The sequence below is a fragment of the Ignavibacteriales bacterium genome, assembly GCA_016214905.1.
GTDB lineage: Bacteria > Bacteroidota > Ignavibacteria > UBA10030 > SZUA-254 > PNNN01.
The window spans coordinates 1,272,357-1,296,312 of sequence record JACRMQ010000007.1 but is presented as its reverse complement, the minus strand read 5'-3'; the positions used below and the strand labels follow the sequence as shown (position 1 = coordinate 1,296,312).

Genomic DNA, 23,956 nt, shown 5'->3' with positions numbered 1-23,956 from the left:
TAACCGAGCATCTTTCCTGCTAAATATGAAAGAAGAAAAATCATTGCTCTCTCATTAAAAAAATCTTATCTTATTATTTTCCGATCCTGTTCAACTAATAAACAAAGATTAGCAATGAGTAAATTCCCTTATATTTCGAAGAATGAAATCGCCTTAATTATAATCATAATTGTAGCTGGCTTTCTGCGTTTTCTGCATATCGGTTGGGGACTGCCGGAACTGTTTGAAGAAGGAACCTCGCTCACTATCGCATGGAAATTCTGGAATTGGGGAAATCCCGGATTCAATTTCAATCCCGAATTCTTTAACTATCCAGCTCTCACATTTTATATACAGTTCGTGGCGCAGATGATACATTTCGGGATCGGAAATGTATTTGGTTTCTACACAACCATTAATGATTTCGGCGCAACTATCACCCCGCTCGTTTGCACGGCGCGTGCAGTGGATGCAATCTTCGAGATTGGGATCATTCTTGTCATATACCGATTCGCGAATGAATTTTTCAATAGACGAACAGCCATTATCACCGCGTTGATACTCGCTGTGAATCCGTTGCATATAAAATTTTCACATCTGATTCAGGTCGATACAATATTAACTTTCTTCAGCACTCTCGCTGTTTTGTATATTTTCAGGATATACTCAAATCCAAAATCAAAGTGGTATTATCTTGCGGGCATCAGCATAGGGCTTGCTACTTCATCGAAATATACCGGGGCGTTTCTAATTATATTTCTGATCGCAACACACATAATGCGGTCTGATAATCTCAGAGCCGGCATTCGGACATTGAAAGATCAGCGACTCATCATAGGATTGATGATAGCATTAGGACTATTTATGATTTTGAATCCTTTCATTCTCCTGACTCCCAACGCTTTTGAGAAAGATTTTTCGTTCGAGCAGCAACATATGGCGGGCGGGCACCTTGGTGTCCCGGAATCTAAAAGCACACTTTATTATTATTTCCTCGATGCAATACCCGGAAACTTCGGATGGATATTTTATATTGTCTCACTTCTCAGCATAATAATTATTTTGAAAGAACAAAAACGAAAAGAATTACTCCTTCTAATTTATCCTCTTTTGTTTTTAGTAGTCGTATCAACATGGGTGATGCGAGCCGAGAGGTATATTCTGCCAATATTTCCGATGATTGCGGTGATTGGAGCGATGGGTATAGACAAATTCCTCTCAGCTATAGAAGTCAGCAAATCAAAAGTATGGAAACATTTTAAAATAAATCCGACAAGTCAAACAGTCCTGTTATCCGTAATATGTTTGACCGTAATGATTCACCCTTTATTCTATTCGTTCAATTATTTAAAATCACTGGGACTACCGGATACCCGAACGATCACAAAAACATGGATGAGAAATAATGTACCATGCAATTCAGTCATCGCGACTGGTCCGTTCGGTGTTGATATCAGAGATGGAAGTTATACAATTTTCGATATTCCATTTCTGGCTTTTGAATCGGAGCGGGTTGCGGCTTTCTACGATGCTCGCTGGTATGAAGATATGGATATTCTTGTCACCTCTTCTTACGACAAAGAAAGATATGCTCAGGAACCGATGAAGTACAAAGCGATCCTTCCTTTTTACGACAGTTTACAATCGAGATGGAAATTAGTTTACGAAATTCATGCGAATGAAAATCAAACAGGACCATCATTTTGGATATACAAATATCCTGATTCCTCGAACCGTGCGAAATTCAGCAGCGATCTATTCCAGCGTTTCAATGCCAGTCCCGAGAGCTCACGGATAAGTAACTTTTTGAAAGGATTGGATAATATTCTTGTTAAGAAAAATAAGATTGAGAAAGCGGTACAGGTTACGGAAGAAATCCTATCAGTTGAATACCAAAATCTTCCCCTCCGCAATCTGCTCGGAGAGTTACTTTTAAGTGAAGAAAAATATGAAGAGGCATTGAAACATTTAGGATTATCTTTACAGCAAGACCCAAAGCAACTTTATGTATATATTTTAGGGTCAAAAGCTCTACGCGGTTTGAAAAAATTTCCTCCCGCTGAAGCCGCACTTTACAAAGCGATAGAATACAAACAAGACTTTGGACCTGCTTATCTGGAATTGATTGAATTGTTTTCCGAACAAAAGAACGATGGAAAGCTTATTGATGTATTAAAAAGATATTATGCAATTCTACCACCCCAGAGTAGAAAGGCAATCGAAGTACATGAGCGTATTCAAAAGCTTCAAAAAGTCATAAAGTAATAAGTTTATTGTAGATGGTTTTAATTGAACAATAAGGGAAGAATCAGAGCTGAAGGTGGGAGTTTCCGCCAGAGGCGGATCAGCCTTCGGCTGAGAACCCATCCCGCTTATGGCGAAACAGTTTATCCCGAAACCTATTCTTAATTAATTAATTTAATTGGTGAACCAAAATAAAATGAGAGCTGAAGGTGGGAGTTGAACCCACGACCTGCTGATTACGAATCAGCTGCTCTACCACTGAGCTACTTCAGCATTGAAATATTATCGAAATGACTCCCAGGACAACTGTGAAGCATAATTAACAGATTAATTTACAAAGATTTTTCGGGAAATAAAAAATCCCGGATCTTTCGCTCCGGGATTGATTATTCGTACGTATAAGGGTTTAGGTTAGAAGAAGATGCTGACAAAATCCTTGCTAAGTCGTACAACCACGGTATTCATAAACTTCGCCACTCCGCTTCCGATTAAGAACAGAAGCGTTCCGATTAAAATTGTATTCTCAATCATCGATATATAGTTGATAAATTCCATCTGTGCCTTTCAAATTTTTACTGATATTAATTTAAGACATTTTTAAACTGTTTATTTGATATGAATCACTATGCGTGATATACAACTCAGGGAGGTTGGCATTCTAAAAAGAAGTATTCAAACAATGCACTTCGGATGTTCATCAATCCCAACGGAAATCATTATCGGATTTAGCGTTTCAAGCCAATGAGGTTGAATTGCCACAAGAAATCCTCTTTTTCCTCCATTGATATAAATTATTTCTTCTTTTAAAATAGATTCCTCAACATAAATATTTATCTTTGTCCGAGGTCCGAACGGTGACATCCCCCCGAATTGATAACCGGTCAGCTTTTCCGCATTCCGGGCATCCGCAGGTATAACCGATTTCACACCAATATTTCGCGCCAGGTTTTTTGCAGAAACTTCCATATCGCCGTGCATTAACATTATAAGCGGTTTTTTCTCATCTGTCATAAATAAGATTGTTTTGATAACCAGGTGATCGGCAACATTTAACTCCCGCGCCGCAACTTTCGTTCCGCCACGTTCTTCGTATGTATAAAAATGTGGCTCAAATGGAATTTTATTATCACGAAGAAAGCGTACCGCGTGTGTGATTGGAATTTCGACTTTTTTCACCGTCTCCTTTTTCCTTTTACATATTTTAACCAACCGTATTTTTCTAAATTTATCTTATTATTCCTAAAAATTATTCCTTCATCCTCAAGCAACATTCTTTGCATCTGATGGTTTGATGAATTGATCGGGAAAGATATTTTACCTTGAGAGTTCACAACACGATACCAGGGGATCTTTGAATTTTCAGGCAGTGACCGCAAAGCATAACCAACAATCCTTGCACAATTAATCAAGCCACTTAGTCGGGCAATATCACCATAGGTTACAACTTTTCCTTTCGGAATTTTTCCCACACTGTCAAGGATTATCCGATATCGGTCTTTCACTTTGACGGATGACGAATACATCAGATGTTACTCTATTTGTCTATTCCGTACATAAACAGCAATGGGCGCCATACACGGGCAGCCCAAGCATGCTCATTATGTTCGGCGTTCGCATCAAGATACCATTCAAGATTTTTACCGATTGAATAACCAATCGTCTGTAATGATACTAACATCCTATCGCAACCGGGTTGAAGTTCTTTATCTAAACCAATACCGCCATTGTCGATATAAATGCGAATTTGTTTATCGTAACCTTCGTATTTCTCCACTGCATTCGTCAGGGCATCCCGGAATACGGGCGATATGCAGCCAGCCTGCGAAAATATTTCGCTATGATTCCATACTAACAAAAAAGAAATCAATCCGCCCATAGATGAACCCATTGTGGATGTATTGACACGATCCGGGAAGGTACGATATGTTGTGTCAATCAAAGGTTTAACTTTTTCAATAATAAATTTCATGTAAGCACGACCTAATTTTGTATCGCTGTATTCATCACTGCGATCCGGTGTGTTATACACTCCTACAACAATCATTTCTTGAATCTTACCCGCTTTAATCAAACTGTCAGCAACCTCGTCAACATGCCAATCGTACCCGATAAATGATGTTGCCGGATCGAAAACATTTTGCCCGTCATGCATGTAAAGAACCGGGTAATATTTAAGTGTATCGGTTTCATACGAAGGTGGCAGCCACACGATCAAATCGCGGGGATAGTTCAATCCTTCCCCGATTAATTGTTTATGATATTCAACAGTCCCTTTGATACCTCCCGACAATTTGAAATTAATATCTTGCCAGGATAAAGGTGCCAAAGTTAATGTAGTATCAGATTTTACCAATAACGAATTATTAGATGATATTATTCCTTCGTTATAAATCGCTTGAGTTGTCCATGATCCGCGTGTTATCTTGAACTCGAAAAAGAATTCTTTTGGTAATTTGAGAATGATACTCCAGGTGGAATCAGATATCTTATCCATTTTTATTTGTGCGGGATTCCAATCACCGGCGAGTTTGTGATTACCGGCGATATACAATTTACTTTCGGCTGGTGTTGCTGGGGGTACTTTAACAATAATCGTTACAGAAACATCGGCGTCTGCGCAAGAACTGCTGTTTAGCATGATGCATCCCAACAAAAGGGATAATAAGAATTTAGAATAACGCATTTGATAATCCAAGTTTTATTTAATTTGTATGGAATCTTAGAAAACATTATCGATAATTACTAATTCATTTCTTGCTATTCAAACACTATACAGAAAATCGTCGGTTGTTTGTGAAATTAAACAGTTCATAGATTAAATTCCATCATATTGTTCTCTGACAATTTCCTCTGCAACCTCCGCGAATTGTTCTTCAACGTATAAATCAACCCCCTGACCGCTGAATAAATCGAAGCCCCCGCCGGCTGCTGCACCCGCGAAGCCATAATCGGGAGCTTTAATTATCGAATGAATGCCTTCGGCTTCGAGAGATTGTTGTGCCATCTCAGCAGTCAATCGGTTTGGAAAATTTTTTATCATGATCAAATCCGACATTATTTTCCTTTCCGAACAAATATAAACAATGATTTAAAAATCAATCAGTTCATTTTATTTAGTTCATAATTTTACGGGTTCCGCGTGCTTCGCAAGTTCTACTGCAGTTGCCTTTTCCACATCCGCATGCAAACTATTTCCGTGAGAATCCATTGTGACAATTGCCGGGAAATCTTTAACTGTTATATGCCACATTGCTTCGGGTATTCCGAACTCAAGGAAATCTACACCTGTAACTTCGGTAATACATTTTGTATAATATTGAGCCGCACCGCCGATCGCATTCAAATAAACCGCGCCATGTTCTTTAAGAGCGGCAAGTGTTTTCGCGCCCATGCCACCTTTCCCGATCACCAAACGGACACCAAACTTTTTAATGACATCTGCCTGATACGGTTCTTCCCGGCCGCTGGTTGTTGGACCTGCCGCATTCATAAACCATTTATCATCTTTCTTCAAGGCAACAGGACCGCAATGATAAATTGCTCCGCCGCGCAAATTAACCGGAGAATCGTGCACCATTAAATAATGATGCAATGCGTCGCGCCCGGTGTGAATCGTACCATTCAATAAAACAATATCTCCAACTTTTAATTTTCTTATTTGATCTTCCTTAAGCGGCGTCGTCAGTGATATTTCTTTACCGGTGAGCGGAAGTTGAGTTTCTTTTGTCATGCGCGGTGATGGTTTTTCATCTTTATACAACCATCTTTTTATCGAACCGGTTTTTGCATCGACGACAACACCGAGCCGTCTAAATGCCCAGCAATCATAAGCAACCGATACGAAAAAGCTGGCAGGTAATCGGTTATACATTCCAATTTTGCAACCAATCAGTGTCGATTTCCCGCCAAATCCCATCATACCAACACCAAGTTTATTCGCGTTATCCATGATGTAGTTTTCAAGTTTCGCAAGTTCCGGATTAGGGTTTACATCATCAAGCAGACGAAATAGTTGTTGTTTCGCTAATGCGTAACCGGTTGTTCTATCGCCGCCTATTCCAACACCTATCGCGCCCACGCTGCAACCATGACCTTGTGCTTGCCATACAGCGTGCATGATACATTTTCTGATACCATCGATACTTCTATCGGCTCTGCCTAAATTCGGTAACTCAGCGGGAAGGGAATATTGAATATTCTTATTTTCGCATCCGCCACCTTTAAGTAAAAGCTTGATTTCAATTTCATCATCGTTTTGCCATTGATGAAAATGTATAACCGGAGTGCCGGGTCCAAGATTATTCCCGCTATTTTTTCCGGTAAGAGAATCAACAGAATTCGGGCGGAGTTTGCCCTGTTTCGTGGCTTCTGCAACCGCTTCTTCAATTTGTTTTTCCATAATAATTTGGTTAATGCCGGCAGGTGTTCGGATTTCAAATGTAGGCATACCGGTATCCTGGCAGATAGGAGCAACACTATCCTTCGCCATATCGACGTTGATTGCAACAGTCTCAAGAGCAAGTGATGATTGTGTTTTCGGTGTTTCTATTTTCATCATTTGTTCAATGGCTCTCCGTACATCGGGTGGTAAATCGGATGATGTTTCTGCAATCAATTTTAACATACTATCTTTGAATTGGATCATGTGATTCTCCTTCAGGATAATTAAACTTTATTGGGATATGCTTAATTTAGGCAGTTGTTTTTGCATGATTGAATATACAAAATGATATTAGCAGATTCAAGATGATTATTAAGTGATTTTGAAAAAAGATAATGACGTAACTCGTTCATTTCAGAGAATTTTCTTATATTATTGCAACAATATCGACCGTTATTTTTCAACGAAAGGCATTCAATGGATAGTCATAACTCAACACTAAATAATTATACACAAACCTCCACCCCGAAATATCTAATATATATCGGTTTTGTTATCGTTGTATGCACTGCTTTATTTGCCCTCGCCTCCCTCTTTAATTCTTCACTTAGCATTAAGACCGGAGCTTACTCGGCCGATCGATACCAAGTTGTTGATAGAGATGATGGAAGATATTTATTCATAAACGGACAGGCAAAACAACTCATCGATCTTTCGGACATGAAATCATATACCCGTTATACTGCCGTCATGGAACTTCCGATGCATATGTTCGTCAATCCGGGAAAGATTATGTTATGCGGTTTAGGTGTTGGATCTTTAGCGCGTGAATACAATTCCAAAGGTTGGAGCGTCGATATATTTGAAACAGATACTGCTCTTACGAACTTGGTTCAGAATTATTTTAGTTTTAATCAGAGCATTTTACCGGTCTATCATCAACATGCGCGCGAATATATGAACGACTCCATCGAACCGTACAATATCATCATGATTGACGGTATTAGTTCAGCGGAGTATTCGGTAAAATCGATGACAAAAGAATTTTTCGCTCTTGCCTCCAGTAAACTAACTACCGACGGGATCTTCGCAATAGCATTCGAATCGGAAGGATGGTACGATGAAATAGTTACTTCTGTTTCTACGACATTGAAACAAAATTTTAAAGAGGTATATGTTTATCCAATCAGCGAACCACCGAACGTATTCGGGAGTATAGTGTTAATGGCTTCTAATACGCCGCACAACGATTTAATTCGAGACCTTGAACGAAACGACGATTTGAATCCTTTCTGGCGATATGGTCCAGGATATCAAAAAGTCCATGCGTGGGATAACCGTTTTATTACTGATGAAAAAAATGGCGTAATTCTAACAGATGAAAAACCACCTTCACTGTTAATCATAGATCGTTTGAAGCAATCTAGCTGGAAAGTACCGAAAGATTATCTGCCTTAAGTGGAATGAGATACTAAAGTTTTACATCGGCTTGATCTCACCTGTAACCTCGATGATAACCGGATAATCTTCGAGTTCTTTAGGTATTTCCTTTTTTATAACTTCGGTTTCTTCTTTAACCATCACGGTGATACATGGTTGTTTTTGCTCAGTCTCACCAACGTAAACACCCACAACTCCGGGAATTTTCATTAAGCCATCAGTATATTTATCTTTTACGAAATTTATATCGCTTTTTACCACGGTGGAATCTTCATTTTTAACTTCATCTTTCCCGTTACAATTAATCGAAATAAAAATCAATAAGAAACAAATAGAGATGCTTAAAAGTTTTATTTTATACCTAAAACAATTCATCATTTAAATAAAAAAAAACCCGCTCAATATTAATAATGAGCGGGTTATTAATGATTTGAAATCAATACTTAAATTTGTTACTGACCAACCATAGTTGCATTACCAGCCCAGCTTAATACTGAATTAATCGGGTTGGCAATTGCCGTAGATGTACTTCCGGCATACAATAGACCGATAGCTTTTGGATTAGTTGCAAGATCTTGAACCATCAGAGAACCGGAATCACCGCCGGCTAAAAATTTACTTGCTTTATTCTTAATAACGATTTGCCCGGTGAAAGTTTTTGTAAACGCTGCACCGCCGGCACACTCATTATCATATGCGACACTGATGGTAGCATTAAGACCACTTACTGAACTTCTGGTTAAACCGGTTGTGCGGCCAGATTTCTTAACTAACTGTCCGACACTAGCCGCAACTGTGGTAGCAGAGATCGTTCCGATTTCCAAAATTGCGCCATCGGTACGAACCATACCGGTAATTACCTGAGCGTAACCTGCATCCACATTGGCGCCGGGTAGACTACCGGAACCGGAAAGTGTTGCAACGTTTTGAGCGTTCGCAGCATTGCAGCTAACATCAATTAAACCAGGTTGAATAACCGGATCGCCGGCAACCGCGACTCTACCATTACCACCGGAAACGATATCAGCCCAAAGAACGTGATAGTTACTTAACACATATTGTGTACCGTTCTTTTGGATCAAAGAACCGAGTGTTCCGCCGCAGCAATAACCATTCGCGAGATCATAACGCCATCCGCCTGATGTTCCCAGTTGAATCGGTGGAGTTTGTTTCGCAGTATGTGCTGCCATAGCTTTTATTTCTCCGGTTACTTCGACAACTACCGGAACACCATCAAGACTCTTAGGTACTGAAGAGATGCTCTTTATCCCTTTGGGATTTGAAGCTCCTTCTTTCAAAAATACTAAAACCGCGAGGCGACCATCTTCGGTTAAACCGGTTGCAGTTCCGATGATATTTTTATCTGCCATCAGATTCGCCGTATGCTTATTTTGAACCGCCATTACTTCTTTTACGGCTGGATCATCGACAGATAATTTTGTAAACGATGTAATTTGAGATGCCGGCTCGCTTACATTCTGTTGATATTCGCATCCGACAAAATAAATAATTGCTGATGCGGCAATTAGAGTAAGAACAATTAACGTTGAAAAAGGTTTATTCATATAAACCCCCTTTGTTTGGTTGTTAGAGATTGTGAATTAGGTGAAATATGTAAAACAGAAATTTAATTAATTTAATTCTGATAACATTCACCCCACGCGGGCACAAGGGACTCTCATCTAAATGTCCCAAACATGTGAGATGCTTAATCAAAAGAATACAAAATAATTTCACCTTTGTCAAGTGAAATTTTTGTTTTTCTCATATTTTCTTTAAAAATATATTCGATATCCACACCTAACTCCACCCCTGTTTTAAGCTGTGCATGTCACCTATAAAAGGTAATTTGGCAAAAATTGATAAAAAAAACACTCACTCCGTGGAATTGGAGTGAGTGTTGGTGGATTAGGGGGGATAAAATTAGTTGCCTACCATCGACGCGCCAAAATACGTTAAAACTGCACCGATCGGGTTAGCAATAGCTGTTTGACTACCGCCAGCGAAGAGCAATCCAACTGCGCGTGGATTTGTTACAATATCTTCTACCGCTAACGAGCCGGAATCACCAGAATCAAGGAATTTGCTCGCCCGGTTTTTCATCGTTATCTGTCCGGTAAATGTTTTTGTAAATGCGGTTCCACCTGCACACTCGTTTTCATAAGTGATGCTCACGGTTGTATTCAATCCCGAAACACTGCTTCTCGTTAAACCGGTTGTGCGGCCGCTTTTCTTCACAAGCTGGCCAATGAACGCATTCACAGTTGTTGCACTGATCGTGCCAATTTCTAGAATAGCGCCGTTAGTCATCACCATTCCGGGGATGACTTGTGCGATCGCAGCGTCAACGTTAGAGCCTGGTAAGCTCCAATTTCCCACGAGCGTTGCAACATCCTGTGCAGAAGTTGCGACACATCCGACATCGATAAGACCCGGTTGGATTACCGGATCACCTGCGGTGGCAATTCTGCTGTTACCGCCTGCAACTATATCTGCCATCAGAACATGGTAATTGCTGAGAACATATTGGACACCGCTCTTTTGAATCATTGAGCCGAGTGTCCCGCCGCAACAATAACCGTTAGCAAGATCGTACCTCCAGCCGCCCGAAGTGCCAAGCTGAATCGGTGGAGTTTGTTTTACTTGATGATCTAGCACTGCCATCGCTTTGATTTCTCCGGTTACTTCCGGAAGCACGGGAATACCTTCGAGATCTTTAGGTATTGATGAAAGCGAACGAACGCCTTTTGGTGACGATGATCCTTCCTTTAAATAAACAAGAATTGCTAACCGACCATCTGCCGTCATGCCGGTTGCAGTTCCAATTATATTTTTGTCGGTCATCAAAACGGTGGTATGCTTATTTTGCACCGCCATGACCTCCTGAACCGCCGGATCATCTATGCTTAATTTTGTGAAAGATGTTATTTGAGTCGATGTAGCGGTGCCACTTATATCTTGTGATTCACTGCATCCCGCAATAGACAGAACCGCAATAGCCGCTATAACCTCTACAACAAACAATGTTGATTTTATAAAAGGATTATGCATAATCCCTCCATGAATATATGATGAGAATTGTTAATTAGGTTTTTGGAGATACTACTCAATTGGAAATAGAGTATTCAAGTCATGGTAGATATTTGCGGGCTACCTTGAGAGGGAATTATTTTATGAATAATAAGAAATTAGCAAACTATTGTCAAGATAAAAGTTAAGCTTTTCCCATTTATTTTATATCGATCATTTTACGATACCCCCATCCAGAACGGTTTTTTCGGGAATAAGGACGGCAAGTTGTCCCTGGTCATCCGATGCGGCAAGGAGCATCCCCCTCGATTCTTGCCCCATTAGCTTGGCAGGAGCCAGATTTACCACAACAACAATCCTTTTCCCCACCAGTTCCTCAGGTTTATAGTACTGTGCGATCCCGGCTATTACCTGTCGCTCGTCGGTTCCTATCCTCACCATCAACTTCAGAAGTTTGTCGGATTTTTGAACTTTTTCGGCTTGGATAACTTCAGCGACTCGAAGATCTATTTTTTGAAAATCCTCAATCGCTATTGTAGGTTTGAAGTTTATAGGTTTTTTATCGGTTGTTTGCTTACTCGGCAACTGCGATATGTGTTTGTCAATAGTCTCGTCTTCAATTTTGGTGAATAATATTTCGGGCTGATTGAGTTTATCACCTGCTTTGAGAACCAACGCACCGGCGGTTTCCCACTCAGCATTGTGAACAGAACCCTGAAGGTTCATAATCTTCCATATCTTTTCAACACTGAATGGTAAAATCGGTTCGAATAGAATCGATAACGCCCGCACAGTATGAAGACAAATGTGCAACGTGGTTGAACAACGCTGACGATCGGTTTTTAGCGTTTTCCATGGCTCATTATCGTTGAAATATTTATTCGCCGCACGGGCTAAGTTCATTATTTCAAGCGTTGCGTCGCGCAATTTATATTTTTCAAAAAGTTCACCGGCTGTCTTCGATGTAGAATTAATAAGAGAGACAAGGTTATCATCAGATTCTGTAAGAATCCCCCTCTCCGGAATTTTTCCTTCGAAGTTCTTGTGAACAAATGTTACGGTACGATTTATGAAGTTGCCGAGTATATCTGCAAGCTCATTGTTGACACGCGCCTGAAAATCTTTCCAGTAAAAATCGGCGTCGCGCAATTCCGGTAAATTCATTGTCAATGTATAACGCAGTGCATCGGCAGGAAACTCCGCCAGGAATTCGTCTACATCAATTCCCCATCCCCTGCTCTTTGAAAATTTTTGTCCTTCAAAATTCAGAAATTCATTTGCTGGAACGTTTTCAGGAAGAATGTAGGTTAAATCCTTTTGTTCATTCCATGCCATAAGCATGGCAGGAAAAACGATGCAATGAAAAACTACATTGTCTTTGCCGATAAAAGCGACATACTTAGTTTTCGGATCGAGCCAGTAATCTTTCCAGAGGTCCGGTGTTCCTTTATTCATAGATAATTCTTTCGTGGAAGATATATATCCGAGGACGGCATCGAACCAAACATAAAGTACTTTATCATTTAAATTTTCGAGTGGGACCTTAACTCCCCATTGTAAATCTCTTGTAACCGCGCGATCCTGCAATCCATCCTTAAACCAGCTCCTGCAATATTGCAACACATTATCTTTCCATCCGTCTCTCGCGTCAGCCGCTGCGATGTAATCTTCCAATTTTTTTTGGTAATCTCCGAGCGGAAAATACAGATGTGTTGTTTCTTTGACAGTAGGCGTCTCACCTGAAATCTTGCTTCTCGGATTTTTCAGTTCAATCGGATTCAGAAACGTTCCGCACTTTTCGCATTGATCGCCGCGGGCATCGGGATTGCTGCAAACCGGGCAGGTTCCTTCAACATAGCGATCCGGTAAAAACATTCCGGCTTTCATATCGTAAAGTTGCTTTTCTTTTTTCTCTTTTAGAATTCCCGCTTGATACAACTTCAAAAAGAATTCACTTGCTGTTTCGTGATGAAGAGATAAGGATGTTCGGGAATAATTATCAAAACTCATCCCGAATTGTTCGAACGCTTTTTTATTCAGCTCATGGTACCGGTCGACGATAGCTTGAGGAGTTGTTTTCTCTTGTTCGGCGGTTATTGTAATCGGTACGCCATGCTCATCGGAACCGCAGATAAATATTATATCGCGTTTTAGCAATCGCTGGTAGCGGACATAAACATCGGCAGGTAAATACGCACCCGCGAGATGTCCTAAGTGAATTTTGCCGTTCGCGTATGGCAAAGCCGCTGTTACAAGAATTTTATTGAATTGCCGACTCACATATAACCTTTCAAATATTGCCGTGTCGAAAAAAAATCGGTGACTGATGATTTAGCGGGCAATCGAAGCTGTGCCGACTGCCGATCTTAAATTTATTGCCATGTCGATTATGATAAGCGGAATATAAACATTTTTGTCGAGAAGTGAAACTGCTTTCTCTAAAATTTCCACCGAGTGTTGGTAATCCCACCGAGGATAAGCCCGGATAAATTTGCTCAAGGTGATATCGTCGGCTTCAGCATCAGGTAAAACAATGTTTTCCTTGATCACCATTCCATCTCTAAACCAATGCTGCAACAATCGTATTGTGGTTTCAATCTCCGGACGTTCTTTTTCCTTGGCGATTTGTTCTGCCGCAGCTATTATCTCAGAGCGTGAACGGGTAATTAACAATCGGAGAAGGTCCAACGCTTGCTTTTGCTCATTTTGATATTCGGTACCAACAAGTTGAAGAGCTTTTGAGTAGCTACCATTAGCCAGGCGGGATATCTGACGTGCCGTTTTTTTATCCAAAAGTTTTGTTTCTTCAAGAGCTTTCCCTATAACATCTTCGCTAAGCGACACGAAGCGTAAGTGCTGACAGCGAGATACAATCGTAGGTAAAAGAGCGTCCTGTACATTTGAGAGAAGTATCAACATCGTATCAGGATGCGGTTCTTCGAGAGTTTTTAGAAGGGCGTTTGCCGCCGGATCATTCATCTTCTCGGCGTCGATTATTATAAAAACCTTCTTACCTTTACCGAACATAGTAAGGGCGGCTTCTCTCCGAATTTCTCTCACACTATTGATTTTTATTGCATTCGCCCGCGATATTTTTAATTTGTAAAATGGATTCTCCGCCAACAACCGGAGTTGATCCTGAATTCCCGATATTTCATCTTGCGATAATTTCTCAATAGGCGAATCATCAGCGTTTTCATTTTTCCCGACAGGAAGATTGAATATTAGATGGAGATTTGGATGTTGAAGCGTCGCGAATTTTTTACAACTCGCGCACTCATCGCATGCCTCGTGAAGTTGTTTTTCACAGTTCACGGTTTTGGTGAGCTCGAGAGCGAACGAATATTTCCCAATCCCCTCCGGTCCGGTAAAAAGATATGCGTGTGCGAGTCGATTTCTCTTAAGCGAACCGATGATAATTTCTTTCTCCCGTTCATGCCCTATGACCGATGACCAACTCATATTTCTTCTTTAAAATGCATGACCGATACCGAAATGGAACACACCGCGCGACAGTGTTTCATTGAAAAATCTTTTCTGAAATATAGTCTTTTGTCCCGGATTTCCGTTCGGATCATAAATTCTTATTCCATAATCGATTCTAAACGGACCAAAAAATGTTTCGTAGCGGATGCCGAAACCAGCGGCAATGGCGATATCTTTAACGCTGAAATCAGAGATATCTTTCCAAACATTGCCGATATCCAAAAAATAAACTCCCAAAATGTTTTCCAATTTGATGAACCAAATATTTCCATATCCCTGGAAATGACTCACCCTCATTTCAGCGCTTCCTTCAAAAATAAAATTACCGCCAAACTGAATTAAATCGGCTGGCATGTTGCCAAGCTCGCGCGCGTTCCAACCTCGAACGCTTCCGCTGCCACCTGCATAGAAACGTCGGTTAAGCGGAATTCTGACATCGGACGAACGACTTTCACCATATTTGTTTTGATATCCGGATCGCAACTTATAAGCAAGTATGTTAAACCTTCGCCAGGTTAAATCTTGATACCACCTGCCCAACATCGATACTTTATAATATTGCGTAAATGGTAAACCTGATCTGATACCGGGTAAAATTTTTGGAAGAATACCTGATTCTTCGAACGATATACTGTGATAAAATCCATTTGTTGGGGAGAATAAATCGTTCGTTTTGTCGCGTTGAAGGGTAACGGTAAAAATAGAGTTAAACTGCGGTTGATCTTCTTCGCGCAATGCGCCAAGAAGCGCTTGCGTATTTAGAGTATCCTGAAGAATTTCAGGGCTGACCCGTTCTAGCGTCCAATCGAAATAACCGTTAGTATATGTGGCAAACTGTTTATTAAATCCGATCTTATTTCTGAGGATTGATAAAATATATGGTTGCTGCTTTTCGGCGCTGATGGTAGATGTCCATGTGGCACTGAGTGTTCTTGTGATGAGATATGGTTGAATGATTTGGAATTGCAATTCTACGGCTCCGCGTACGGACAAATCTTTCAAACCTTTACCACCGAACACATTTTTAAAATCCCACCGCTGGATATCTTGGGTTCGCAAACGGATATGAGTGTCGAATATTCGCGCATCACCAAGGAAATTCCGATTGGTATATCCTAACCCGATACCGATATTGAAAAATCCACCCTCGTCGGATAAGATAAATTCCGGAGATAATTCATTGCGTGCCCGGGGACGAAGGTAAATATCAATCGGAATTGTTGTTTGCGACGAAGTATCGGAGATTGTACCATGATCTATTCGTGCGGTTTCAAGAATACCCAAACGATTTAAATTCCGCTCGCTTGAATTAATTTTTTCTCTACTGTATGTTTCGCCTTCCTGAAAATCAAGATGACGCAATGTTAATCGATCGTAAATGTCGGGTCGAGGAGGGTCGATGTGTATGTTTTGACCTCCGAATATATAATGTTTTCCTGGAATGAAAACAATCTTAAGCATGAAATTTTGACTCGATGCGAACTCATATTCGTACGAATTTTCTGCATCGAATGTGGCTGTCGGATAACCATTATTCGCCAGATAATTTAAAACACGGGAGATTTCAGCCGACGCTTTGTTGCCGGAATACGGCATCCCCTTTTTTATCACTGCGTCGGCGATCAGTTTTTCTTTCAATACAGGATCAATTGAATCGAGTCCGACATAAGTAATACTATCGACGTATGAATGATGATTCTCTTTTATAGTGAACCGCAAATTCACTGATTTTGCGGTAGAATCTTTTATGAATGAAGAAGATATTATGGAATGATAATAACCGTTCGAGCGATAATATTTTTCCAACCTGACTGCATCTTCTGTGAAAATATCTTCGTTGAAATATTCAGGTTTTGATCCGAGCTTTTCACTGATGCTATTGTAAATAAATTGGGAAAATCCGGTAGGGGTTTCTTTTGAGATAAGGACATCTTTCAATATATCGGAATCGATAGATTGGTTCCCTATTATTTCGATCTTGTTGATCTCGAACTGAGTCTCTTCATCGATCAGCACTTGAGCATTTTGCACGCTCAATAACAATTGAAAACTGATTGCCGAAAATAATATTTGATGTGATAATTTTATAGAGATATTTTTCCGAATTTCAGTCATGATTGGAAATAAAAAACCCATCCACCAACGCAGCAGGATGGGTGTTATGAGAATCCCGTGTTTTCTTCTCAGCCGCAAAGATTCTGATTAATATTCGTTTTCGTCTTCATAAAAGAAGTCGCTCTCCGTCGGATAGTCGGGCCAGATTTCTTCCATGCTTTCATACGGTTCATCCGAATCTTCTAATTCCTGAAGATTCTCTATAACTTCTGCGGGTGAACCAGTACGAGAAGCATAATCGAGCAATTCTTCTTTTGTTGCGGGCCATGGGGCGTCGTCTAAATACGAAGCAAGATCCATCGTCCATATCATAATTCTATCTCCTCAAGGATCATATTAATAACATATTGAATCATTATTTTTTTAACGATTCCTCAGCGGCTATTTGTTTTTTGTACTCTTGAATTGTTAAGTCGTCGAAGAAATAGTCCATCGGGTTTTGGCACACTCCATTACGGCGTACTTCATAATGCAGATGCGGACCGCTGACAAGACCCGACTTTCCACTTCGGGCAATTAGATCGCCGCGCTTCACGCGTTGACCTTCTCGCACTAATATTTTCGAGAGATGCGCGTAGATAGTTTGAAATCCGTAACCATGATTTATTACAACTACAAAACCGAATCCACCGCCACTGTGCCCGGCCATTTGAACAACACCGTCGCCGGTTGCCGCGATTTGAGTTCCGACGTCGTTCACTATATCAATTCCTTCATGCGGTTTTTTTATGCCTAATACCGGATGAACACGGATACCGAATTCCTGTCGCGAATAAAATCCGGTCATCGGTTTGATTGCCGGCATTGCCCTAAAATATTCTTTGTTGAATTCCAACTGCTTAACAACCTGTTCATAACTTTGCTGTTGTACTTTTACTTCGCTTGTTAAACGAGTGAGTAGTTGTTCAGTCGATTGTAGAAGCAGCGAAGTGTTATTTGATGCCGAGTTAAATTCGCTCTCAATCAATGCGCCGCCTGTACCGGCTTTCTTAGTTTCTTCGTCAAGTGAAGGTAAATCGACCATGAGCCGCAGATGATCGCCCTGATCTGAGATCGAACCTACAAAAGATTGAAGTTCGTTCATCTTAGACTCCATTCTAACCAATTGCTGCTGTAGAAGCTGATTCTCCTGAATCAGGGCTTTAGTTTTATTAGATCCAAAACCTATGAAATTATTAAAAATATAATTAATAGAGAGAATTAATAACAAACCGATGGTAGTGGAGCTAAAGACGATACCAACCACTTTCGTCCGAAACCACTTAATTTCGCGAATTTGGAGCCGTTTATCAGAGAAATAGAATGTTATATGTTTATTCTTTTTGAACATGATGGCTCAAAATTAAAAAATATTTCGATGTTTGTCAAGATAATTTTTTTTAACGTGTGATATTTTACTCAAAGTCATGTTCGAAGTAATCTACCCTTCTTTCACCAATTTGCTTACTCTTTTCTGAGATAACGGCTTCAAGACGCTTAGCGAACTCCTTGGCGGCATCATATCCGTAATGCTTTAGAAGATAATTTAACGCTATAACTTCACAAATCACAGTGACATTTTTCCCCGGAAAAATCGGCAGTTTAATTCCTAAGACCTGAACATCAAGCAAAGAAATTCCTTCTTCATCAAGACCGGTGCGTGTATAATCTGCGCTTGGATCCCAATCCATCAACTCAACAACAACTTCTACTCGTTTTTGAAATCGGATAGCCCTGATCCCGAACATACTCCTAACATCGATCAATCCGAGTCCTCGTATCTCCATAAAATGTTTTACAAGATCGGTGCCGGCTCCCATCAATATTCCTTCGCCTTTCCTCGTTACCATTACGATATCATCCGCGACAAGCCGATGTCCCCTTTCAACAAGATCGAGAGCGATTTCACTTTTACCGATACCGGAACGACCGACAAGCAGTAATCCGATTCCGTACACATCTACAAACGATCCATGAATAGCTGTCTGAGGTGCGAACTGATCATCCAAGAAATCGCTGAGGAAATAAACAAGTTTTGTCGTTTCGAATGGTGTTTTGAAAACTGCTACACCATGTTCACGCGCTATCCGAAGGAAGAGTTCGTCAACCTCATTATCATTCGTAATAATTAAACACGGAACTTTGAACTGAAAAATCGTATTAAGTGTATCTTCACGTTGCTTCGGATCAATCTGCGACAGATAGCGCATCTCGGTGTTACCGCAAACCTGAACCCGGTCGAATCTGAAGAGTTGAACATAACCAGCTAATGCCAATCCCGGCCGATGAATATTCTTATCTTTGATCGACCGATCGAAACCAACTTCTCCTGTTAACGCTTCAAGTTTCAGCCGGTCTTTATTCGTATGATATAAAAATTCGACGGAGATTTCTTCCTTGATCGTTTCAGTACCTTGCTTGAAACTCATTATTCATTCTCCGATTCAGGCAAAGTTTCTTTAACGCGGCGTAATGTTTTTTTATTTTTCTTTCTAACTTTTGTTTTATACTTCGATAACTGTCGCTCCAATTTGCCTATAGCCAGTTCAATCGACTTATCGAAATCTTCCGATTTTTCTTCAGCAGAAAGGATAGATCCATGGACATGGAGATTTATCTCTGCGGATTTCAAACTATTCGCCGTGCGTTCATAACTTAAAATAACATCACCTCGCATTATTCCGTCGTAATATTTCTCAAGCGCTTTCACCGAATTGAGCGCATGATCTTTCAATGTATCGTGTGCCTTAAATTTCCTTGCTGTAAAATGTACTTCCATAATATCTCCTTTCTGTTAATATTACGCTTTTGGATGTGCTTTTTCGTATATACGCTTCAACCTATCAACAGTTACATGTGTGTATAGCTGCGTTGTTGAAAGATTTTCATGCCCTAGTAATTCTTTAACTGCCCGAAGATCGGCACCTCGGTTCAAGAGATGAGTTGCGAATGAATGTCTTAGAATATGCGGGCTCTTTCTTTCGATCTCGGAAACCAGGCCGATATATTTATTCACGATATCATAAACACCGCGCGACTTTACTGAATACATTTTACCGCGCGGGGAGAGAAATAATAATTTTCTGGACAGATCGTCTGTGTGTTTCGTATAGAATGATTCCCGAATGGTAAGATATCTCTTAATCGCCTCTTTAGCTTTACTTCCAATTGGAATAATCCTATGCTTCCGCCCCTTTCCCAAAACCTTCACCGTGTTATTTTTAAAATCAATATCGGTCGTCTTCAACGAAATCAATTCACCAAACCGCATACCCGTGCTGTAAAATAATTCGAGTATGGCTCGATCTCGCTGACCCGTATTTGTTGAAATATCAGGCAATTCCATCATGCGCATTATCGCTTGTTCGTCTAAATACAAAGGTAATTTCTTCGGAAGTTTTGGCGTAATAATATTTGCACAAGGATTTGTCGTAATTTTATTAAGTTTGACCAGATACTTCAAGAACGAGCGAATTGCAGATAACTTCCGTGCAATGGTACGATTTCCCAATCCGCTTTCTACAATATTCCCCAAATAATTTCTAATTGTCGTTTGATTGATATTCGTCGGATCAATTTTATTTTCTGACCAAGATTCTCTAAGATATCCGATGAAATGCGTTAAGTCGTCTTGATACGCTGCAATGGTATGCGGTGAATAATTCCGCTCACTGCTTAGATACCTTAAATATTGTTCAAATAATTCCTGCATATATTTAAACTAGCTTGCCTCTACAACTGACTCTACTTTTGTCATCTCTGCTTTGCATGAAGGACATTTAATATATTCTCCACGCTTCTCTGAATATTTCACAACTACATAAAGTGAACCGCAAGTCTCGCAAGGTTGATCCAGCGGTTTATCCCAAGAGGCAAAATCACATTCAGGATATTGAGAACAACCGTAAAATGTTCTTTTCCTTTTCGTCTTTCTTTCGATGATATCACCCTTTTTACATTTCGGACACTTTATTCCCATCGATATAGGTTTTGTGTTACTGCATTTCGGATAATTCGAACAGCCAAGGAATGTCCCAAACCGACTCGAGCGAACCAGCATATCTCCGCCGCAAAGTTCGCACTTTATTCCCGCAAGATGTTGTACTTTTTCTCTATCCTCGGGCAATGGTTTGGTATTTTTACAAGCGGGATAACCAACACACGCCATAAATCTGCCGTTTCTTCCCCATTTGATCAACAACGGTTTTCCGCATAATTCACATATTTCTTCAGTTTCTTCTTGCAAAGATTTTTTTATAGCTGTGGTTTTCTTACTCACCTTTTCCAATGATTCATGGAATGGTATATAAAAATCGTCCATCACTTTTTTGTAACTATACTTTCCTGATGCGATTGTGTCGAGTTCTTCTTCCATTTTCGCCGTAAATTTTACATTGAAAATATGTGGGAAATAAGTCGTTAACAGTTTGTTCACTTCCATTCCTAAAGAGAGCGCGTATAGCTTCCTATCTTTTTGCTCTACATATTTGCGATCGATAATCGTTCCAACAATCATAGCATAAGTGCTCGGACGTCCGATTCCTAACGCTTCAAGTATTTTTACGAGACTACTCTCGGTAAATCGCGGTGGTGGTGATGTTTCGTGGCGATGCGGAACAACGCTATTCAGACCTGTTGATTGACCTTCCCGCAAATTGGCGGGTAATTTTTCATCCTTCACCTCGGCATCTTCTTCCTCTATTAATTCCCCATCTCCGTTGATTGAATCATCGTATATTTGTAAGAAACCGCGGAATTTGTAAACAGACGAAGCCGCCCTAAATTCAAATTTACCGCCTTCAACAGTAACAGAGGTCGTTTCCATAATAGCCGCTTCCATCTGGCATGCAACAAATCTGTTCCAAATTAATTCGTAAACACGGAATAAATCTTTATCGAGATATTTCTTGATAACATTTGGCGCATATTTTATTGATGTTGGACGGATAGCTTCGTGGGCGTCCTGTGATGTTTTCTTTTTCTTGTATACATTCGGATGCTTAGGTACATATTCCTTCCCGTAATTATTATATATGTATTCACGAACATCGGCGACGGCGTCATCGCTTAAACGGGTTGAATCTGTACGCATGTATGTGATAAGTCCTACCAAACCTTCCGTCCCGATTTCAATACCTTCATAAAGTTTTTGTGCGAGCTTCATTGTTCGGGAGGCGGAAAGACGAAGTTTCCTCGACGCCTCTTGTTGAAGCGTGCTGGTAATAAACGGTGCAGCCGGGTTCCTGCGGGTATCGCGCTTTTGGACACTGATAATTTTATAAATTTGTTTTTGGATCTCAGAGATATAGTTACGCGCTTCTTCTTCAGAGGGGATAAAATAATATTTATCTCCGGTACCTTTGCGGTGTATTTCTTCGAGTGTATCTTTTGCAGGAACAATTAATTCGCGTTTATCGATCTTGAATAATTTCGCATAGAAAGTCTCATTATTACTGGTCGTAAATTCGGCGATGACAGACCAATACTCTGTTGGTATGAAATTCATTATCTGTTCTTCGCGTTCGCAAATCAATCGCAGCGCTACAGATTGAACTCTTCCGGCCGATAATCCGTAGTATAGAGTTTTCCAAACAAACGGACTGATCATATATCCCACTATCCGATCCATCACCCTGCGGGCTCGCTGGCTTGATACCAAATGGTTGTCGATCTTCTGCGGTGATTGCATTGCCTCTTGCACACCGCGCTCGGTGATTTCGTGAAAAAGCACACGGTAGATATTAGAATTTTTCCCTTCAATTTCTTCTGCTATATCGGCGGCTATCGCCTCTCCTTCACGGTCAGGATCGGTTGCAACGTATATTTTATCGGATTTGGACGCAATCGACTGTAATTTCTCAACTATTTCTTCTTTTCCCTCAATAGTATAGAATGTGGGACGATAGTTATCCTCTATATCAACACCTAAATTACTTTTGGGAAGGTTTTTAATATGTCCCACGGAGGCATGGACTTCATATTCTTTACCAAGATATTTGTTGATCGTTTTGGCTTTTGCCGGAGATTCGACGATAATTAAAGATTTTTTCATCTATTGTTTCTATTTCAAAGTAAAATATTTTTTTTTCTAATTTTAGATAAATAATTGTTTTCGAGTTCGGTCATTATTTCCCGTTCGTTTTTCGTTGCATCATCGTATCCCGCGAGGTGCAACACACCATGGATGATAAGGCGAGCATATTCATCGCGGTATGTGGCGCAATATTCCACCGCCTGGCGCCGTGCCTGATCGATGTTAACGTATACTTCTCCATTGAGCAGGTTTTTCGTCTCATCCAGTAGAAAGCATAATACATCGGTGGGATAGTTATGGCGAAGGTATTTACGGTTCATTTGAATCATCATTGCGTCATTGATAAAAATTATATTTATCTCCGCATTATGCCGCGTTTCATTTTTCAGAACATATCTCACAAGGCGTCTGGTTCCAGTCACATGAATTTTGATCTTTTTTTGTGGATGAAACACCCCGACGCGTATCATCGTCCGGTTCTTTTTTCCTTCTTTTCCGGAAGAATCGATTCGGTCAGTGAAAGCGCTATACCGGACAGCATTACTTCAGGTCCTAACCGTGTAAAATCTCCGGATAAAATTTCTCTATCGACGTTGGCATAGAGTGAACATCCTCCTTCCTTTTCAACTATCAAACCTGTCAGTTTACCATCCGATTCACCTATGAATGTTACTTCTTTCAACATCGGACTTATAACATATCCGGAACAAAAATGCAATTGGAGATTTGCATTGCCGGTATAAACGCTTATTAAATTTCCGCGTTTTTTCCCAATAATAATCCCCGGATATATTTCTAAAGAAAGCTTATGCGTACTCTTTTTAGCGGTTAGCTCAAATCGGTAGTTGTTACCTTTATGCTTCGCCTTGGTTCCAAGTAGTGCGCCTAACTTATTTATATCGGTTTTTTTAAATGAAAACATTTTCTAATCTAATTGCTTCCTTAATCTGCGAATGTACCACGTAAATGGTTATTAAATACCATCCATCACGATTTTCAATTTGTTATTGTACCAATTTTACATTAGATGCTTGCGATCCTTTAGCTCCTTGAGTAAGCTCATACTCAACCATCATTCCCTCCTTCAATGTTTTAAACTCATTGTCAGATTTGATAGCAGAGAAGTGAACGAACACATCTGCTGATCCGTCCGTTGGGGTAATAAAACCGAAACCTTTTTTACCATCAAACCATTTTACTTTACCTGTTGACATAACGCGGAACACTCCTTAATATTATTGAATAAGGGAATTAACTGTGGAATATAC

At 40.2% G+C, this 23,956-nt stretch carries 23 protein-coding genes and 1 tRNA gene; 2 read left to right on the top strand and 22 right to left on the bottom strand.

Annotated features, from left to right (window positions below; translation table 11 throughout):
• Positions 1-114 precede the first annotated feature (114 nt).
• Positions 115-2,244 (top strand): glycosyltransferase family 39 protein, encoded by a 2,130-nt coding sequence (locus tag HZB59_12580; GenBank protein MBI5022264.1) that lies wholly within the window; start codon positions 115-117, stop codon positions 2,242-2,244.
• A 180-nt stretch (positions 2,245-2,424) separates the two neighbouring features.
• Here HZB59_12580 and HZB59_12575 read toward each other — a convergent pair.
• From HZB59_12575 to HZB59_12545, 7 genes are all read right to left on the bottom strand, one after another.
• Positions 2,425-2,496 (bottom strand) — tRNA-Thr (locus tag HZB59_12575).
• Between the two features lie 138 nt (positions 2,497-2,634).
• Complete coding sequence (locus HZB59_12570; protein ID MBI5022263.1) at positions 2,635-2,778, bottom strand: hypothetical protein; 144 nt, start codon at positions 2,776-2,778, stop codon at positions 2,635-2,637.
• A 117-nt stretch (positions 2,779-2,895) separates the two neighbouring features.
• Entirely contained in the window at positions 2,896-3,399 is a 504-nt protein-coding gene (locus HZB59_12565; GenBank protein MBI5022262.1) for a Cys-tRNA(Pro) deacylase, read from the bottom strand.
• Positions 3,396-3,746, bottom strand: a complete 351-nt coding sequence (locus HZB59_12560; protein MBI5022261.1) for an MGMT family protein — start codon at positions 3,744-3,746, stop codon at positions 3,396-3,398. Before HZB59_12560 ends, HZB59_12565 begins: the two co-directional genes overlap by 4 nt.
• Before the next feature lie 11 nt (positions 3,747-3,757).
• Positions 3,758-4,861, bottom strand: a complete 1,104-nt coding sequence (locus HZB59_12555; protein ID MBI5022260.1) for a histidine kinase — start codon at positions 4,859-4,861, stop codon at positions 3,758-3,760.
• 177 nt (positions 4,862-5,038) lie between these two features.
• Positions 5,039-5,278, bottom strand: coding sequence for a DUF2007 domain-containing protein (locus tag HZB59_12550; GenBank protein MBI5022259.1), 240 nt, complete (start codon positions 5,276-5,278; stop codon positions 5,039-5,041).
• Between the two features lie 63 nt (positions 5,279-5,341).
• Positions 5,342-6,868: a fumarate hydratase gene (locus HZB59_12545; protein ID MBI5022258.1), complete on the bottom strand. Its 1,527-nt coding sequence runs from the start codon at positions 6,866-6,868 to the stop codon at positions 5,342-5,344.
• A gap of 213 nt (positions 6,869-7,081) precedes the next feature.
• On the opposite strand from HZB59_12545, the gene HZB59_12540 reads away from it, so the two are divergent.
• A complete protein-coding gene (locus HZB59_12540) occupies positions 7,082-8,062 on the top strand; it encodes a fused MFS/spermidine synthase (protein MBI5022257.1) in 981 nt (326 codons plus the stop codon).
• 21 nt (positions 8,063-8,083) lie between these two features.
• On the opposite strand, the gene HZB59_12535 is transcribed toward HZB59_12540, so the two are convergent.
• From HZB59_12535 to HZB59_12465, 15 genes are all read right to left on the bottom strand, one after another.
• Entirely contained in the window at positions 8,084-8,422 is a 339-nt protein-coding gene (locus HZB59_12535) for a hypothetical protein (GenBank protein ID MBI5022256.1), read from the bottom strand.
• Positions 8,423-8,496: 74 nt separating this feature from the next.
• Positions 8,497-9,609 (bottom strand): hypothetical protein, encoded by a 1,113-nt coding sequence (locus HZB59_12530; GenBank protein ID MBI5022255.1) that lies wholly within the window; start codon positions 9,607-9,609, stop codon positions 8,497-8,499.
• Between the two features lie 358 nt (positions 9,610-9,967).
• Positions 9,968-11,095, bottom strand: coding sequence for a hypothetical protein (locus HZB59_12525; GenBank protein MBI5022254.1), 1,128 nt, complete (start codon positions 11,093-11,095; stop codon positions 9,968-9,970).
• 192 nt (positions 11,096-11,287) lie between these two features.
• A complete protein-coding gene (gene metG, locus HZB59_12520; protein MBI5022253.1) occupies positions 11,288-13,354 on the bottom strand; it encodes a methionine--tRNA ligase in 2,067 nt (688 codons plus the stop codon).
• Between the two features lie 51 nt (positions 13,355-13,405).
• Positions 13,406-14,536 (bottom strand): DNA polymerase III subunit delta', encoded by a 1,131-nt coding sequence (gene holB / locus HZB59_12515; protein MBI5022252.1) that lies wholly within the window; start codon positions 14,534-14,536, stop codon positions 13,406-13,408.
• Between the two features lie 9 nt (positions 14,537-14,545).
• Complete coding sequence (locus HZB59_12510) at positions 14,546-16,675, bottom strand: BamA/TamA family outer membrane protein (GenBank protein ID MBI5022251.1); 2,130 nt, start codon at positions 16,673-16,675, stop codon at positions 14,546-14,548.
• An 87-nt stretch (positions 16,676-16,762) separates the two neighbouring features.
• A complete protein-coding gene (locus HZB59_12505) occupies positions 16,763-16,987 on the bottom strand; it encodes a DUF2795 domain-containing protein (GenBank protein ID MBI5022250.1) in 225 nt (74 codons plus the stop codon).
• Between the two features lie 43 nt (positions 16,988-17,030).
• Positions 17,031-18,005 (bottom strand): M23 family metallopeptidase, encoded by a 975-nt coding sequence (locus HZB59_12500; GenBank protein MBI5022249.1) that lies wholly within the window; start codon positions 18,003-18,005, stop codon positions 17,031-17,033.
• 64 nt (positions 18,006-18,069) lie between these two features.
• Positions 18,070-19,083 (bottom strand): HPr kinase/phosphorylase, encoded by a 1,014-nt coding sequence (locus HZB59_12495; GenBank protein MBI5022248.1) that lies wholly within the window; start codon positions 19,081-19,083, stop codon positions 18,070-18,072.
• A complete protein-coding gene (raiA, locus tag HZB59_12490; protein MBI5022247.1) occupies positions 19,083-19,433 on the bottom strand; it encodes a ribosome-associated translation inhibitor RaiA in 351 nt (116 codons plus the stop codon). Before raiA ends, HZB59_12495 begins: the two co-directional genes overlap by 1 nt.
• Positions 19,434-19,454: 21 nt before the next feature.
• Positions 19,455-20,366 (bottom strand): tyrosine recombinase, encoded by a 912-nt coding sequence (locus tag HZB59_12485; protein MBI5022246.1) that lies wholly within the window; start codon positions 20,364-20,366, stop codon positions 19,455-19,457.
• Between the two features lie 9 nt (positions 20,367-20,375).
• Positions 20,376-22,706, bottom strand: a complete 2,331-nt coding sequence (topA, locus tag HZB59_12480; GenBank protein MBI5022245.1) for a type I DNA topoisomerase — start codon at positions 22,704-22,706, stop codon at positions 20,376-20,378.
• Positions 22,707-22,720: 14 nt separating this feature from the next.
• Entirely contained in the window at positions 22,721-23,158 is a 438-nt protein-coding gene (gene ybeY, locus HZB59_12475) for an rRNA maturation RNase YbeY (protein ID MBI5022244.1), read from the bottom strand.
• Positions 23,155-23,610 (bottom strand): hypothetical protein, encoded by a 456-nt coding sequence (locus HZB59_12470; protein ID MBI5022243.1) that lies wholly within the window; start codon positions 23,608-23,610, stop codon positions 23,155-23,157. Before HZB59_12470 ends, ybeY begins: the two co-directional genes overlap by 4 nt.
• 82 nt (positions 23,611-23,692) lie before the next feature.
• Complete coding sequence (locus HZB59_12465) at positions 23,693-23,902, bottom strand: cold-shock protein (protein MBI5022242.1); 210 nt, start codon at positions 23,900-23,902, stop codon at positions 23,693-23,695.
• Positions 23,903-23,956 lie beyond the last annotated feature (54 nt).

Excerpts from the sequence above, each read along its gene's own strand:
- HZB59_12580 (MBI5022264.1), top strand. The coding sequence starts at position 115 with ATGAGTAAATTCCCTTATATTTCGAAGAATGAAATCGCCTTAATTATA.
- HZB59_12550 (MBI5022259.1), bottom strand. The coding sequence starts at position 5,278 with ATGTCGGATTTGATCATGATAAAAAATTTTCCAAACCGATTGACTGCT.
- HZB59_12530 (MBI5022255.1), bottom strand. The coding sequence starts at position 9,609 with ATGAATAAACCTTTTTCAACGTTAATTGTTCTTACTCTAATTGCCGCA.
- HZB59_12540 (MBI5022257.1), top strand. The coding sequence starts at position 7,082 with ATGGATAGTCATAACTCAACACTAAATAATTATACACAAACCTCCACC.
- HZB59_12560 (MBI5022261.1), bottom strand. The coding sequence starts at position 3,746 with ATGTATTCGTCATCCGTCAAAGTGAAAGACCGATATCGGATAATCCTT.
- HZB59_12505 (MBI5022250.1), bottom strand. The coding sequence starts at position 16,987 with ATGATATGGACGATGGATCTTGCTTCGTATTTAGACGACGCCCCATGG.
- HZB59_12545 (MBI5022258.1), bottom strand. The coding sequence starts at position 6,868 with ATGATCCAATTCAAAGATAGTATGTTAAAATTGATTGCAGAAACATCA.
- HZB59_12465 (MBI5022242.1), bottom strand. The coding sequence starts at position 23,902 with ATGTCAACAGGTAAAGTAAAATGGTTTGATGGTAAAAAAGGTTTCGGT.
- HZB59_12555 (MBI5022260.1), bottom strand. The coding sequence starts at position 4,861 with ATGCTAAACAGCAGTTCTTGCGCAGACGCCGATGTTTCTGTAACGATT.
- HZB59_12535 (MBI5022256.1), bottom strand. The coding sequence starts at position 8,422 with ATGATGAATTGTTTTAGGTATAAAATAAAACTTTTAAGCATCTCTATT.
- holB (MBI5022252.1), bottom strand. The coding sequence starts at position 14,536 with ATGAGTTGGTCATCGGTCATAGGGCATGAACGGGAGAAAGAAATTATC.
- HZB59_12495 (MBI5022248.1), bottom strand. The coding sequence starts at position 19,083 with ATGAGTTTCAAGCAAGGTACTGAAACGATCAAGGAAGAAATCTCCGTC.
- HZB59_12525 (MBI5022254.1), bottom strand. The coding sequence starts at position 11,095 with ATGCATAATCCTTTTATAAAATCAACATTGTTTGTTGTAGAGGTTATA.
- topA (MBI5022245.1), bottom strand. The coding sequence starts at position 22,706 with ATGAAAAAATCTTTAATTATCGTCGAATCTCCGGCAAAAGCCAAAACG.
- HZB59_12510 (MBI5022251.1), bottom strand. The coding sequence starts at position 16,675 with ATGACTGAAATTCGGAAAAATATCTCTATAAAATTATCACATCAAATA.
- HZB59_12485 (MBI5022246.1), bottom strand. The coding sequence starts at position 20,366 with ATGCAGGAATTATTTGAACAATATTTAAGGTATCTAAGCAGTGAGCGG.
- HZB59_12570 (MBI5022263.1), bottom strand. The coding sequence starts at position 2,778 with ATGGAATTTATCAACTATATATCGATGATTGAGAATACAATTTTAATC.
- HZB59_12500 (MBI5022249.1), bottom strand. The coding sequence starts at position 18,005 with ATGTTCAAAAAGAATAAACATATAACATTCTATTTCTCTGATAAACGG.
- raiA (MBI5022247.1), bottom strand. The coding sequence starts at position 19,433 with ATGGAAGTACATTTTACAGCAAGGAAATTTAAGGCACACGATACATTG.
- HZB59_12470 (MBI5022243.1), bottom strand. The coding sequence starts at position 23,610 with ATGTTTTCATTTAAAAAAACCGATATAAATAAGTTAGGCGCACTACTT.
- ybeY (MBI5022244.1), bottom strand. The coding sequence starts at position 23,158 with ATGATACGCGTCGGGGTGTTTCATCCACAAAAAAAGATCAAAATTCAT.